Origin of the sequence: Micropruina sp. (assembly GCF_047602085.1) — a bacterium.
Classification (GTDB): Bacteria; Actinomycetota; Actinomycetes; order Propionibacteriales; family Propionibacteriaceae; genus Micropruina.
Genome location: NZ_JASGID010000004.1, coordinates 42,721 through 56,944, shown reverse-complemented (window position 1 = coordinate 56,944; position 14,224 = coordinate 42,721). Strand labels below are relative to the sequence as shown.

General features: G+C 65.4%; 13 protein-coding genes and 1 tRNA gene. 5 read left to right on the top strand and 9 right to left on the bottom strand.

Going from position 1 to position 14,224, the window contains the following annotated elements; translation table 11 throughout:
• Positions 1-27: 27 nt before the first annotated feature.
• From QM721_RS06725 to QM721_RS06715, 3 genes are all read right to left on the bottom strand, one after another.
• Complete coding sequence (locus QM721_RS06725) at positions 28-1,575, bottom strand: DASS family sodium-coupled anion symporter (RefSeq protein WP_415120272.1); 1,548 nt, start codon at positions 1,573-1,575, stop codon at positions 28-30.
• A gap of 1,013 nt (positions 1,576-2,588) precedes the next feature.
• A complete protein-coding gene (locus tag QM721_RS06720) occupies positions 2,589-2,957 on the bottom strand; it encodes a nuclear transport factor 2 family protein (RefSeq protein WP_415120270.1) in 369 nt (122 codons plus the stop codon).
• Positions 2,958-3,107: 150 nt separating this feature from the next.
• Positions 3,108-3,449 (bottom strand): hypothetical protein, encoded by a 342-nt coding sequence (locus tag QM721_RS06715; protein WP_415120268.1) that lies wholly within the window; start codon positions 3,447-3,449, stop codon positions 3,108-3,110.
• A 189-nt stretch (positions 3,450-3,638) separates the two neighbouring features.
• On the opposite strand from QM721_RS06715, the gene QM721_RS06710 reads away from it, so the two are divergent.
• The 5 genes from QM721_RS06710 (at position 3,639) to QM721_RS06690 (ending at position 6,821) form a co-directional block, all read left to right on the top strand.
• Positions 3,639-4,163: a PadR family transcriptional regulator gene (locus tag QM721_RS06710; protein WP_415120266.1), complete on the top strand. Its 525-nt coding sequence runs from the start codon at positions 3,639-3,641 to the stop codon at positions 4,161-4,163.
• Positions 4,156-4,776: a GyrI-like domain-containing protein gene (locus tag QM721_RS06705; protein WP_415120264.1), complete on the top strand. Its 621-nt coding sequence runs from the start codon at positions 4,156-4,158 to the stop codon at positions 4,774-4,776. The genes QM721_RS06710 and QM721_RS06705 overlap by 8 nt, the downstream gene beginning before the upstream one ends.
• Before the next feature lie 118 nt (positions 4,777-4,894).
• Positions 4,895-5,788, top strand: a complete 894-nt coding sequence (locus QM721_RS06700; RefSeq protein WP_415120262.1) for a hypothetical protein — start codon at positions 4,895-4,897, stop codon at positions 5,786-5,788.
• A gap of 437 nt (positions 5,789-6,225) precedes the next feature.
• A complete protein-coding gene (locus QM721_RS06695) occupies positions 6,226-6,510 on the top strand; it encodes a ribbon-helix-helix domain-containing protein (protein WP_415120260.1) in 285 nt (94 codons plus the stop codon).
• A complete protein-coding gene (locus tag QM721_RS06690) occupies positions 6,507-6,821 on the top strand; it encodes a type II toxin-antitoxin system RelE/ParE family toxin (protein ID WP_415120258.1) in 315 nt (104 codons plus the stop codon). Before QM721_RS06695 ends, QM721_RS06690 begins: the two co-directional genes overlap by 4 nt.
• 150 nt (positions 6,822-6,971) lie before the next feature.
• On the opposite strand, the gene QM721_RS06685 is transcribed toward QM721_RS06690, so the two are convergent.
• The 6 genes from QM721_RS06685 to efeU all read right to left on the bottom strand — a co-directional run bounded on the left by QM721_RS06685 (position 6,972) and on the right by efeU (position 14,176).
• Entirely contained in the window at positions 6,972-7,631 is a 660-nt protein-coding gene (locus QM721_RS06685; RefSeq protein ID WP_415121024.1) for an SDR family oxidoreductase, read from the bottom strand.
• A 147-nt stretch (positions 7,632-7,778) separates the two neighbouring features.
• Positions 7,779-7,855, bottom strand: a tRNA-Ile gene (locus tag QM721_RS06680).
• Between the two features lie 277 nt (positions 7,856-8,132).
• Positions 8,133-9,767, bottom strand: coding sequence for a hypothetical protein (locus QM721_RS06675; RefSeq protein WP_415120256.1), 1,635 nt, complete (start codon positions 9,765-9,767; stop codon positions 8,133-8,135).
• Between the two features lie 147 nt (positions 9,768-9,914).
• Positions 9,915-11,249, bottom strand: coding sequence for a Dyp-type peroxidase (locus tag QM721_RS06670; protein WP_415120254.1), 1,335 nt, complete (start codon positions 11,247-11,249; stop codon positions 9,915-9,917).
• Positions 11,250-11,349: 100 nt separating this feature from the next.
• Positions 11,350-12,594 carry an iron uptake system protein EfeO gene (efeO, locus tag QM721_RS06665; RefSeq protein WP_415120252.1) on the bottom strand — a complete coding sequence of 415 codons (1,245 nt, stop codon included), beginning with the start codon at positions 12,592-12,594 and terminating at the stop codon, positions 11,350-11,352.
• Entirely contained in the window at positions 12,584-14,176 is a 1,593-nt protein-coding gene (gene efeU / locus QM721_RS06660; RefSeq protein ID WP_415120250.1) for an iron uptake transporter permease EfeU, read from the bottom strand. Before efeU ends, efeO begins: the two co-directional genes overlap by 11 nt.
• Positions 14,177-14,224: the final 48 nt, after the last annotated feature.

Genomic DNA, 14,224 nt, shown 5'->3' with positions numbered 1-14,224 from the left:
TTGAGCAGCACGTCCCCAGGAAGGCCGCTACAAGACGAGCAGCATCCACGGAATGCCGACGACGGCGAAGATCGCGAGCATGACCAGCGACAGCACGAGGTTCTTGCTGAACCACTCCGAGGTCGTGATCATGCCCGATTGGCCCGCGGTGAGGGCGGCGCCGCCAGCCATCGGGGTGAGTCCGTTGGCCGTGTTGGTGGCACCGATCGCCAGGAAGAAGGCCGCGAGCATGGGTGGGGTTCCGACGGCGATCGCGGCCGAGAGAAACACCGGGTAGAGCGCCAGAACGTGAGCGGTAGCAGACGCGAAGAGATAGCGAGCAAAGAAGTAGGCCAGCACCACTATTCCGAATGCGACCGGCCAGGCGAGGCCGCCCAGCGCACCAGATACGGACTCTCCCACCCAGGTGGTCACCCCGAGCGTGGTGATCTTGGTGGCCATCGCGATGGCAGCTCCGTAGAACAGAAGAGTCGACCAGATGGAGCCATTCTTGACCACATCAGCCCACTTCACCACGTTCAGAATGAACATGAGTGCCACGCCGACGAGAGCGGCCATGGTTGCATTGATACCGGGCTTCGGCAGGCCGAAGGCGGCAAGGATCGAGTCCAGCGACCAGGCCAATAGCAGGATCAGAAAGACCGCCAACATCTTCTTTTCCGCCACGCTCATGGGGCCCATCTCTGACAACGCATTCCTTGCGTTAGCGGGGGCCTCCGGGGTCTCGCCGATACTCGGCGGGAAGATCTTGAACGCCACCCATGGAATCACGATGAGCGCAACCCCAACAGGCGCCACCGCGGCAAGAAACCAGTTGCCCCAGGTCATCTCAAAATCGAGTCCCATAGACTTCACTGCAGTGGCCATCAGCGGGTTGCCCGCCATAGCGGTCAAGAACAAGGACGAGGTGAGGCTAGAGACTGCGACTGAAGCAAAGGTCAAATAGGCGCCCACGTTCTTGCGCGACTCCTGGAACGGCTCGGAACCTTGTTCTTTAGAGACCGACAGCACCAGCGGATAGATCACGCCGCCATAGCGGGCCGTGAGGCTGGGAGTTCCAGGCGACACAATCAGATCGGCTGCGCCAAGACCATAGGCCAACCCGAGCGGAGTCCGGCCAAGCCTGGCCAGGAAGTTCAGCGCGATGCGACGGCCCAGACCGGTGATGACGAATCCGTCCGCGATGATGAAGGCCGCTGCGATCAGCCAGGCGGTCGAGTCGCCGAACCCGGCAAGCGCCTCCTGGGTTGTCAGCGGCCCCCATTGCATTGCAGCGGCCACGGTCTTGCCAGTGTCAGCATCGACGTGGGAAGGAACCCAATGTGTCCCGGCGATCATCGCCGCAGCAACGCCGATCAATCCGACCGGGGCATTCGGCAGAGGCTGAAGAATGAAGCCGACAATCGTGCCTACGAAGATGCCGAGCATAATCATGCCGCCTTGCTCCACTCCAGCAGGGTCCGGTATGAGAGCAATGATCAGAGCCGGAAGAACACACGCGAGTGTCTTCCACGCGCTGGGGTGGGCTGACAACCACCCTCGCGAGCGATCGGTTGTATCGACGGGCTTGCTCATTGTTCAACGGCGGCACAGAACCGCCGACTCCCTTCAGACTGAAAGCCGGTTGCGGCAATGGAAGATTCAACGAAGGCATCTCACCTTCGTGACCATGAAGTCCATCGTAGAAGAGTAGGGCAGGGGTCGTGGCGAAAACGCACAAGTCACCAGTGGTCAGCGCAGTCGATCTTGGTCATGGTGTTCCAGGGTGAAGGGCTGTCGGTCGCGGCGTTGCTTGACGCTGCCCGTGCCACGCCCGCAACCCCGCCAAATTCTTCTGTCGGCGTGCGCCACACCGCCGCGCAGAACGGCAGATCCGGATGGCACTACGGTTGCGCCTCTACAGGATCCCCTGCTCCGCGTAGCAGCGCGTCAACGGGGTCGAAAGCGACCTATCGCCGTTGCCCGCGACGATCCGTGCGCAGCCGGTACTCGTAACCATCACCCGCGCTCATCACCCGCATCGAGACCGTCACTTCAGTCGCCTCCTCAGCGATCAGGCGGGCGGACCCGACCGGTGACTTCTGCCGCGACAATGCCCGATCACCCTTGACCTGCAAGAGGCGCCGTGCCTCTGAGGAAGGCAGTGAGACGGGCTCGCTGAGCCGTTCAGCGGAGGGGGCGAACGAGGGCAAACGGACGCGGCTGATCGGCTGTGCGGAAGGGGTCGACCACCTGGCCGGCGACCAGCCCCATCAGCAGTCGCAGCGACGGCGACCGGGGATCACCGATCCGCCGGTGTCCCCATGCTCGATGCCAGCGACGAACCAGGCGACCGCCGTCTACGGATCGGTTCGCTGTTCTCTGGCTACGGTGGGCTCGACCTCGCCGTCGAGGAGGTCTTCGATGCCCGCACTGTCTAGTTCTCGGAAATCAACGAGCCTGTCGCCCGCGTATTCGCCCATCACTGGCCCGATGCTCCGAACCTCGGAGCCATCACGACTATCAACTGGAACTCCGTCGAGCCGGTCGATGTGCTCTGCGGCGGGTTTGGGGTGTCTCAATGTCAAGCCCGCGGAGATGTCGCTGCGTTAGCGCCAGGTTCCTTGCCAGTCGTAGAGCGCGGCAGTGGCCTGGTACTCGCGCAGTTCAGCGACGAGCCCGTCGATGACACGAGCGATCGTCGCCCCGTCGAAGGTGCTGCGCTGTCCACCCCAGGTGCACTCGAATGTCCACTGCGCCACCTCACGATCGGCGGCGATGAAGTGATCGGTGACATCCCAGCGGTGCACGATCCCGCCCGCAGCGAACCAGTCCTGCGCCCACCGGCGCACGCAGTCGCGTCCGCGATAGACCGGTCCGTGGCACTCGGTGATGACGCAGTACGTCGCAACCGTGGTGGCGATGCGATCGGCATCGTTCGCGACCCAGGCATTGATGTAGTTGGTCAGCACGCTCACGCCTCCATCATGCCCGGTGCCCGGTGGCCGAGTCTGCGCGGGTGCTTTCCCGCTGCATATCCCATGCTGTCATCGAGCGCCCGCGTTAGGCACGGGCAGAACGGGGCTCTCGGGGAGAGCGCGGGCTACCGATGCGCACCGCCCGCGCGTTCATCTGTCGCAACATGCCGTGGCCTCCAGCGTGTTGCGACAGATTCTGCGGGCGACTCCGACGAGAAGGAACTGGCCGAGGCGGAGCACCTGCACGGGGTCGGGGTAGAGCTTGGCGGCAAGGTCGCGGGCGGCGTCTCGGTCGGGGATCGCGTCCAAGTGCTGCCAGAACAGATGCTCGATGAGGTAGTCCGCGTCGATCAGGAGCATGGTGACGTCGACCCGGCCCTCTGGATCAGAGCCGACGAGGACATTGGGAGCGATCAAGGCAACGTCACCGGCCGCGACAGGGCTTGGTGGGCAATCGCCCAAGAGGATCATCGAGCCGCTGCGGACGAACAAGAACCGAAAGCAATCATGTGCGCTCGCGTCAACCGGTCGGCGAGTGGTGCGACTCTCGGCGGCCAACGCTGGCAGTACGAATCTCTCTGATCGTCGCGTCTCGTTCACCGTCCCAACATCAATCGCTGCGCGGCATTCGTCACACGAGCCTGGACACCGCCACGGCTATTCTAGTATTAGAATAGCCGTGTGGAACTCACGCCCTCCGAGCTCACCATCCTGGGATTGGTCATCGAGCATCCCTCACATGGCTACGACCTGGAGCGCGTGATCGAGCAACGAGGCATCCGCCAGTGGACGGACGTCGGCTTCTCCTCGATCTACTACCTGCTGGCCAAGCTGGAGAAGCAAGACCTCGTCCAAGGTTCAGAAACCGCGCCAGGGGCAAAGGCTCGCCGTGTCTTTCACGCGACGGCCAAGGGCAAGGAAGTTGCAGCTCGCGACACCTATGCGTACATCGCAGAAGCGACCCCCGTTGCGCAGCCCTTCCTGGTCGGCATCGCCAACCTCCCGCTACTCACAGAGCACGAGTACGCGCGGGCGCTGCACACCAGGCTCGCGCAGATCGATACACGTATCGCGACACTCAGGGATGCTCAGCAGGCCCAGACGCCGCTCCCGCTCGCGGCACGCGAAGTGTTCTCCTATTCGCTCAGCCTCATGGAGGCAGAAAGGTCGTGGCTCGCCGCTCGAGCCCGGGTATCCGATGACTGACAAACTCGACTTCAAGAAGACCCTCAACGGCTACCATGCCCCGCGAGGGCGGTTTGAGATCGTGGACATCCCCGACATGCAGTACCTCATGGTCGACGGGCACGGCGACCCCAACACCTCACCCGCCTACGCCGACGCGCTTGCCGCGCTGTATCCGGTCGCCTACAAGCTCAAGTTCGCCAGCAAACGCGAGCTTGGTCGCGACTACGTGGTCCCTCCCCTGGAAGGGCTGTGGTGGGCGGAGGACATGGACTCCTTCACCGGCTCACGCGACAAGTCGCGCTGGGACTGGACGATGATGCTGACGGTCCCTGACTGGATCGACCACGGCATGTTCACAGCGGCCGTCGCGCAGGCCGGGGCGAAGACCACGCCGACGAGTCTCGACGACGTCCGCCTCCAGTCGCTCTCCGAGGGACGGTGCGTCCAGACGCTCCACATCGGCTCGTTTGACGACGAGGCACCCGTCCTGGAACGCATGCACCACGAGTTCATCCCCGAGAACGGCCTCCGCTTGGCCGGCACGCACCACGAGGTCTACTTCAGCGACTTCCGCAAAGTGCCCCCGGAGAGGCTGCAAACGATCCTCCGCCAACCCGTCAGCCTTGCCTGACGCTCATATCAGGGTTCGCTCCCGGGAATCTCGGAGGCTCTGACGGCATCGAGACGGCACGTCGGGCGGGGTCGTGGTCTCCGAGGCGCTCGGAGCGCAACGGGAAGCCTCCCGCCACGTGTCCGCCCCCGCCGATAACCTCTTGGTCGTAACCAGCTGGTACCCACTGAACGTCCGCGAATCGGGCGACTACGAGAGCTATGACGCACTCGCTGAAGGCGTCCCCGAATGGATCAAGCTGCCGTTAGTGAACATCACCGTGGAGTCATTCGAAAACCAGGCGAGCGCGCGTGGCGACCTTCAGGTTTCATTGGTGCGCGGCTGTAATGCGGCAATCCGGGACACGTTGCCCGAGAGCAACTACAGCGGCCACTTCCACACCTGGCTGAATGACTACGCCCTGAACGACCCCATCAAGTTCCTGACGATCCTCGACTGGCGTCTCGCTGTAAACGGCTGGGGAGATTCGAGTTTCCGCTCGCAGGTAGAGGATCTTCTCGCTAGCGGTAACTCGGCCTGGACAGTCGGCGAATGGGGCGACGGGCACGTGGGCCTCGTCCGACGAGTAGACGCCACATTGGCCGCCGCAGCCGCCCAGGCGATCTCCGCCAAGACCGCCGCGAGCCACCACCTCGCCGAAGCCTGGCAAGCCGCCTATGGCCTCAAGGGCAACCCGAGCAGCGCCTACTCCCACGCCATCAAAGCAGTGGAGTTCGCCGCGATCCCAGTCGTCAGCCCGAATCACGTCAAGGCGACGCTCGGAACCGTCGTCTCGCAAGTCCGGCAGGACGGCGATTGGATCATCCCGTTGACCCGGGAGAAGGACCCCGGTTACGTCGCCGGGATGCTGGTCTCGATGCTGGAGGCCCTGTGGGTCGGGCAGTCCGACCGCCACGGAGGGAACCTCACACCTATCCCGGTCACCACGGAGGCCGCTCAGGCGGCGGTGCTGGTGGCGACGACGCTTGTTCAGTGGTTCCAGTCGGGTGCTGTGCGGCGCGGCACGATCTGACGCTCGGTCGGGCCGCCACGCGGCAGCCGGGCCTGGTCGCTCCGTCCTCCTTCGGCGCTGTTCGTGTGCCTGAGATCTCGTCGCTGGCCAGCGACGGATCAGCGACGAAGGAGTCCACCGGAGGGGATCGGAGTCCATGTGTCTGGGCGCTGACGACGCCGTACGACGGTGGGGCGGGTGGGGCTTCTCAAACCCCCGTGAGCTAGTGAAGTCGCTGATTTCCTGCGTTCTCAGGGAATCGCACACCCGTCGTCCGATCGCCCGGCCGTAGCGGAGCGCCGATGGGCGTCATCCCGCGCGCGAGAATTCGCCTCAGGCTCAAACCCGCTTGAATGCCTCGAATCGAGCCGGGTTCCTCGCAGGGTAACAGCGCGAGGCATTCTCCGACGACCACGGTACAGAGTAGGATTGAGTCCTACTGAAAGCGAGGACCAATCATGCGGACGACGAGGCAGCTCAGCATCACCCTGCCGACCAACATGGCCGAAGCGCTGAAAGACCGCGTTGCCTCGGGTGCCTATGCGAGCGAGAGCGAGGTCGTCCGCGACGGGCTGCGTGCGCTGTTCGCCCGTGAGGAAGCTGTCGAGTCTTGGCTGCGCACCGAGGTCGTCGCCTCGTACGAGGAGTTGCGCGCCGATCCATCCAGGGCGATCAGTGCTGCCGAGGTGCGCGCGCACCTCGCCGAACTGCACGCCGACCGGCTTGCGGAACGCGACTCGTGACCCGGAGGATCATCTACTCGCCCCGCGCCCTGCAACAGCTCACCGACCTCTACCTCTGGATCGCGGAACAGTCCAGCTTCCCCGACCGCGCCGAGCGCTACATCACCGCGATCGTCGACCACTGCGACGGCCTCGCTGAGTTCCCTATGATCGGCGCCGCGAGGGATGACCTGCGGCCCGGGCTGCGCACGATCGGTTTCCGCAGCCGCGTCGTTATCGCGTTCGCCGTCCGCGATGAGACGGTCGAAATCCACGGCGTCTACTACGGTGGTCAGGACTACGAATCTCTCCTCTCCGCAGAGGACAACTGACTCGTTCCCGTTCGATCAGTGGGAGCCGGCCCGAGACAACCTCGGTCCGACGCACGCTCTACCGGTGCTGATGTCGTGGGCATGAACGGCGACTTCATGGTGGGTGCATTGGAATGTCAGCCGCCTGATCCGACTGGGTTCGCTCAGTTCTCAAAAGCGTGCTGAGAACCCGCCGTCGGTGTTGATGAGCTGACCGGAGATCCATCGGCCTTCCTCTGAAATGAGAAATGCGACGATTGCCGCGATGTCGGCGGGGGTCCCCAGGCGACAGAGCGGATGCACCTGGGTCAGGTCGGTTCGAAGTTCGTCGCCCATCCACCCGGTGTCGATGGGGCCAGGGTTGACAGCGTTCGCTGAGATTCGCTTCGGGCCGAGTTCACGGGCAGCAGAGATCACGATGCGGTCGAGTGCACCCTTGGACGCACCGTAGGGCAGGTTTCCCGTCGTGTGATCGCTGGTGAGGGCGACGATCGCACCCCCTTCTTCGGGGGCCTGCTTCGCGAACGCCGCGATCAGCAGGAGGCTGGCACGCGCGTTGACCGCGACGTGAGCGTCGAAACTCGCGGCGGTGGTGTCGAGGATGCCGGACTCAACGTCGTGCGCGTGGCTGAGGATGAGCGCGCTAATCGGCCCTCGATCGGCGGTGACAGCCGAGACCAGTTCCTCGGGGCCGGTCTCCGATGAGAGATCGCAGACGTAGTCGACATCCTGAAGGTCGCTGGTCGCCACGTCCCAGCCGTCGCTGATGAGGCGTCGCACGATGCCCGCGGCGATGCTATTGGCTCGTGCGGCACCGGTGAATAGGAGCAACGGGCATGCTGCCAACCGTATCTGAGTACGGTGATGTCGCCTCGGAGTCGTGTCCAGCAGTCGGGATCGACATTCCACAGGGTTGCGTGGCCGCGGTTGAATCCGGAGCTCAAACCGCCGATGTCGTGGGTTTGAACAACGACCTTCTGGTGGGGCGGGTGGGGCTCGAACCCACGACCCAGGGATTATGAGTCCCCTGCTCTGACCAGCTGAGCTACCGCCCCGTCGCTACGCGTTTCGCGGCGCCATCGTAGCCGACCTCAGCCGGCCTCACCTCGTTCGATCACCCCGCCTGCGTCAGTGTGGCACTGATCGGCCGCTACCCGTGATCGCTCACCTGCGGGGGCCAACCGGCAGCATCACGCTCAGCACGATGAGTAGGCCGACGAGCCGCAATGCGACGCCTTCCCGAGGCTGGCAGCGGCCCGGGAGCCCCGGGCCGCTGGCCGCTTGCCCACCTCGGCTGAATCCGCACGCGAGGGCTCGGCCTGCGATGCGCTCTCAGCCTGAGATGCGGGCCACCCGATTGCGCGAGTCAGCGTTGTCGGCAGCGGCCTGGCTGCGTTGCGAGCCGGTGACGCAGACGTCGTCGCCGACCCAAGCCTCGCGCCAGACATAGCCCCGCACGCAGGTGTGAGGGCCGTAGGCGCCACTGACCCACCGGCTGGCCTTCACCGCATTGTCGGCAGCCACCTGTGCCCGGGTCGCACCGGTGACACAGACGTAGTCGTAGGCGTCGCCCTGCCGCCACACGTAGCCGTCAGCGCAGGTGTTGGGCCCGTAGACCAGGCGGGCCGGATTGCGCCGGGCCGCCGCCTGGGCGTTATCGGCAGCCGCCTGGCTGCGCTGGGCGCCGCCGACGCAGACGTCGTCGCCCGAATACGCCTCACGCCACACGTAGCCCTGCACGCAGGTGTGCGGCCCGTAGGCGCCGTTCACCCAGCGGCTGGCCTTGACGGCGTTGTCAGCAGCGACCTGGGCCCGGGTGGCTCCCGTGACACACACGTGATCGCTGGAGCGCGCTTCGCGCCACACCCAGCCCTGCACGCACCGATCGGCGATCTGTGAGGTGATCCTCACCTTGGCGGTCTTGCCTGTCGAGAGCACCTTGATCGTGACACCGTTCGCGGTCACCGACTGGGCCGGTGGTTTGCCGGACGTCGCGAGCGCACGCAGTAGCGTGGGCGTCCCGTTCTTCACCTCGTGAATGAGCACGGTGCTCGCGGGAATGCCCCGTGACCAGCCGCGCTTCAACTGGTATTCGACGGTGTAGTAGGTGAACAGGTCGCCCGGGTCGAACGGCACCCGCACCAGCAGCGACCCACTGCGCGAGCGTTTCTGCAGCGGGGCCAGCCGCACCGTCGCCGACGACTCACCGGCCGACCCGAAGGTGCGCACCCGGTTCATCGGCAGCCAGCCCAGCTTGTCGCGGTTGAAAGCGTTGAGCCCGACGCCGGTCTCACCGAACGTGCCGCCGTTCACGCTGTAGACGTGCTGGGCGCTCATTTGGTCCCACATGTCGTCGTACTCACCCGGCTGCGACCATGACGCGTTCTGGTAGGTGAGGTCGTTGCTGAACGAGTGGCCCAGATCGTAGCCGTGGCCCATTTCATGGGATGCGAAGCGAACGTTCCAGGCACCGGGGTCGAGCAGCACCCGGCCGCCGGCCGACCCCGAGTCCATCTGGGCGTTGATGATGACCGCGATCCGATTGCCGGACGGCACCGCGTAGCCGTTGCTGGCAGCCGTGGCTACGCAGTCGTTGATCTTGTCCCAGCGCGATTTCGCGGCCTCCTGCGCCTGGGTGTAGGGCATCGTGTACCAGCCGCGCACGTCCGCATTCAGCTTGACCTTGCCGTAGCTCTGGTCGAGAAAGTAGTCGTACAGTCCTTTCATTCCAGCTCCGTCCGAGCCGAAGAACTGGCGAAAGAACGTGGGGGTCTGGGCCGTCGCCGCGACGTCCGACATCTTGCAGAGCAGCACCGACCACCCGTTCTGGGTGCGAATCGGCGCGGCCTGCGCGCTCGGGGCGCTACCGGGCAACAGCGCCAGTCCCGCCAGGGCCGAGACGCCCGCAGCCACGACGCGCAGCCCGGTTCGGCCCCGCTCGTTGCTGCTGGTACAAGGCTTGATCATGAGTTTCCCCCCTCGTCGTCCGGCCCCATCGGCCGGGCTGGTTGCCTGGCAGTTGAGAGCGGACGGCGGGCCGGCAGATACCGGCCTGGGTAGTTCTACGTAGGGGGTGACGAGGTGAGTCGCGGGTGCCTTGGTGCCCCCGTGGGCCTATTCGAACAGTTCCTGGCCGATGTAGCGACCGGCCGGGGGCGCCGGGGGAATGGCGAAGATCGCCGACCCCACGTGCCTGATGTACTCGTTGAGCAGGTCGAAACGGCCCAGCCTGCTCTGTAGCTCGATGAAATGCTGGGGATCGTTCTGGTAGCTCAGGAACAGCAAGCCGGCATCGAGTAGCCCCTGGTCGTTCAACCCGTCGGTGAAGTTGTAGCCGCGGCGCAGAATCTTCACCCCCGCATTGTTCTCAGGTGCGGCCAGCGCGATGTGCGAGGTCGGATCAATGACGTGCTCACCATCGGCCTTCAACGCGAAATCGGGGGTGTCGAACTCGCGCTGCCCGGTCAGCGGCGCTCCCTCGTCTTTGGTGCGGCCGAAGATCCGCTGCTGATCAGAAATCCGGTCGAAGTCCCAGGTCTCGATGGTGATCAGAATCTTGCGAGCCACCTGATACGTGCCGCCGGTCATCCAGCCGGCGTCCTTGAGCCAGACGAAGCGCTCGTAGTCGTCGTCTGAGCTCACGTTGCGGGTGCCGTCCTTGAACCCCATCAGGTTGCGTGGCGTCTCTTGCCCAGGGCCGGCGCTCGCGCGCCCGAAGCCCAGCACCACCCAGTGCGTCCGGGCCGTGGTGGTGACCATTCGGGCCAGGTTACGCACCGCGTGATAGGCGACCTGCGGGTCGTCTGCGCAGGCCTGCAGCGACAGGTCGCCGCCGGTGAGTTCGGGTTTCAGCGTGTCGCCAGGAATGCGCGGCAGATCAGCCAGCAGCGCTGGCTTGAACGACTGCAGGCCGAAGCGCTTGCCGAAGACTGCAGGCCCCAGCCCAACCGTCACGGTGAGCGAGGCGGGGCCCAACCCGTGGGCCTCGCCGGTGTCGCCACCCACAGCGTCCGGACGCGCCGGCTGCACAGACCCGATCGGCTTGCCCTGCACGAGCTGGCTGATCGCCGCCGACCATCGCGCCAGCAGAACCTGAAGCTGCTGCCGGGTGGCGGTATCGGCCAGGGTGAAGGTCATGTAAACGCAGTGCCGTTGCGGCGGCGTACGGATGCCGCCCTGATGCACCTGGTCGTAGAACGGCACTGATGCGGTGAGATCGACCGCATCGGCACCGTCGGTGGCAACGGCTGAGGGTGCCGCCGGTGCTCCGTCAGCCAGCACGCCGGCGGTGATGCTCGCGCCGACTGCGGCGCCGGCCAATGCACTGCCCGCCGCTCCGGTGACCAGCCGGCGCCGCGACAACCCGGCCAAGGCTCCGGGTGTGGACGCGACAGCGTCCGAAGGCTCGCTCGCCGGCACCGGCACCGCTTTAGGTTCATCCTGCGTCATCTGGTTTACCCCACCTTGGTTCGCAGGTGACACAGGGCCGATCGGCACTGTGTCACCTGCGGAACCTCTTGGCAATCGGTGGTCACCGCGCCGTCCAGGGTCACTGGGCGGTGGCGACCTTCTCGGCGATCTTCTGCATCGGCTGCTGCAGGCTGAGCACCGCCTGGCTGAGCGCCTTGGCGTGCTTCGAGCGCGCCTCGGGCGTCCAGCTTACGTACCCGCCCAGAGCAGTCTTGTCACGCAGCTCGGCGAGCGCGGCATCCACGTTGCCGAACTGGGTCACGATCTCTTTCACCAGGTCAGAGTCGATCTTCTCAAGGCCAGGCTGCAGAAAGGCGAACGCTTGCCGGGCACCTTCGATGTTGGCGGCGAAGTCGGCCAGGTCGGTGTGGCTAAAGGCCTCCTCTTCGCCGCTGATCTTGTTCGACTGCACCTCTTCGAGCAGGGCGGCAGCACCGTTGGCGAGATCCTCGGGCTTGAACGTGAGCGCTTTCACCACGTCAACCAGCTTGCCCACGTTGGTCTCGAGCTCGGCGGCGTACTTCCGGGTGGCGTCGGTGATCTCGCCGGTCTTCCACAGGTCACGCTCGATTGCGTGGAAGCCAGACCAGCCCACTTTGTCGTCGAGGTTGGACGCCCGCATGTCGATCAGGTAGTCAAGGTTCCCCTTGTTGTCGCCGACTTTGAACCCCGGCATCACGAAGCCTTCGACATCAGACTCGATCTTCTCGTAGAAGGTGCGGGCGTTCACGTACGCTGCTTTCGCCTTCTCAAGGTCGCCGCTGTCGATGGCAGCCCTCAGGTTGGTGACGGCGGTCTGCATCTCTTCGGCCTGCCCGACCACCCAGGCGGCGTATTCCTTAGCGCCCTGGTTGAGCAGTTCCGCCGTGCTGCCGGTGGGCGAGGCGGCGGCCTGACCGGTGACGGTGAAGGTTTGGGTTTCAGGAGTCGCGCCGAGGCAGTACAACGTGTACGTGCCGCCATCCAGGGTGACGGTGAAGCTGGATGCGGGCAGCCCCGGTGCCAGGTTCTCTTTTTCGCCCAGAATCTTGAGCTCGCTTTGCAGCTCGACCTCGGTAATGCCGCTGGCGCTCACGTTCTCGACGGTGAACGTCACCGGACCGGCCGGGGCAGTGGTGTAGTTGGCAGTGCAGGTGTCGGTGCCGTTGTTGGTCAGGGTCACCTTCACCTGGGCCGCGCCGTTGGTGACCGGCGCTACGCCGTCGGCGGCGGCGGACGCGGTGGCGCTGCCCGTTGTGGCGGGCGTCGTGGTGGCGCAGGCGGTGGTGGTCAGGGCCACTGCGGCAACGGCTGCACCGGCGACGGCGCGGAGCTTACGAGACATGCAGATTCCTCCTTGGATCGGTCAGTGGAACAGCGGTCGGTGCGACCGCTGGGGTAAGCCGGCGACGTGCGCGCGCGGCGGCAATCAGGGTGAGCAGGGCAGCGATCAGCAGCACCGCCGGTATGGTTCGGCCCCAGAATTCGCGCTCCAACTGGCCGGACCTCACCTGCAGGGCGGCTGCTTCGGCCGCGGCGACTCGTTCGGGGTCGACGGTGAGCGTGCTCGCGGCCAGCGAGGTTCCGGTCGGTAGGGGACCGGTGACCGTCACCGTGCGGGGGTTGGGCAAACCACCACCGCTGAGGCTGACAGTGACGGTGCCGGTCTGGCTGAAATCGAGAATCTCGCCCCCGACCCGCCACAGCGTCCGTTGGCTGGTGACCGTCCAAACGGCTGCGAAGGGGCCTTTGGCGACGTCCGGGTTGAAGCCCACCGGCAGCCGTCCACCGTTGAGAGTAAGCAGGTCGGCGAGGCTCAGAGTGGTGGGCAGCGCGGACACCGGGGCGTTCAGCGCTTCGGTGTCGGCCACCGCGTCGGGCACGCTGCCGTGCTGGGCGGGCACACCGCCGGTCAGCGGCATGGTCGCGGTGCTGGTGCCGCTGACGATCGTAGCGGTGCTGCCCTGCACGCTCACTGTGCCAGCCGGGTCGCCGTTGCCGTCGACCAGTGCGGCCGGGCCGAGCGGTGGCATGGTGGCCGGGCCGATGGCGAAGAACAGCGAGACCGCGCTCAGTGCCAGCGTGCCGGCCACGAGGTAGCGCAGCGTGACAGCTTGTTCGGCAGTGGGACGCAGCCGCTTGGGCCAGTACAGGTAGAGCGCCATCGGAATCAGGTAGGCGAACCAGCCCACCACCTGAATCAGCACGGGGTAGGGCGGGATGCCGAGCACGCCGGTGAACAGCGCACCCTGCACCGAGCCTGAGGGAGCCAGCCATGACAGGTCGACGGTGCGTTGCTGGCCGGCGTTGAGCCAACCTGCCTCACGCATGGTGCCGAGCGTGCTCACCACCAGCCCTGCCGCCACCAGCAGCAGAAAGCCGCTGGTGTAGCTGAAGAATTTCCCCAGGTTCAGCTTCATTCCACCGGCGTAGAGGCCGTAGCCGATCACCACTGCGGTGAGAATGCCGAGCGCTGCACCCGTAGCGGCCATGGCGGCGTTGGTGGAGGCCGAGAACGTCGCGAGCAGAAAGACCGCCGTCTCGAACCCCTCCTTCAGCACGGCCAGGAAGGCCATCGCCACCAATGCCCGGGAGGTGCCCTCGCCCAGGGCCTCGCCGGCTGTTGCCTCGAGTTCACGCTTCAGGCCTCGGGCATTGGTGTTCATCCAGAGCACCATGCCGGTGACGAATACTATGGCGACGATGCCGATGATCGCCTCCATGCCCTCTTGCGCGGCTTGGGGCAGGCTCTGCTCGATGAGCTTGAGGCCGATTCCGACACCCAGGCTCAACAGTACGGCGGCGCCGACGCCGACCAGCATGGGGGTGAGGGAGCGGCCGTTGCGACGCAGGAATGCGGCAATGATGCCCACGATCAGGGCTGCTTCCAGCCCTTCACGCAGGCCGATGATGAAAGTTGCCAGCACGTCGGTTCGCGGTTCTCTCTTGGTGGCTTGGGCACCGGCGGATCTTCT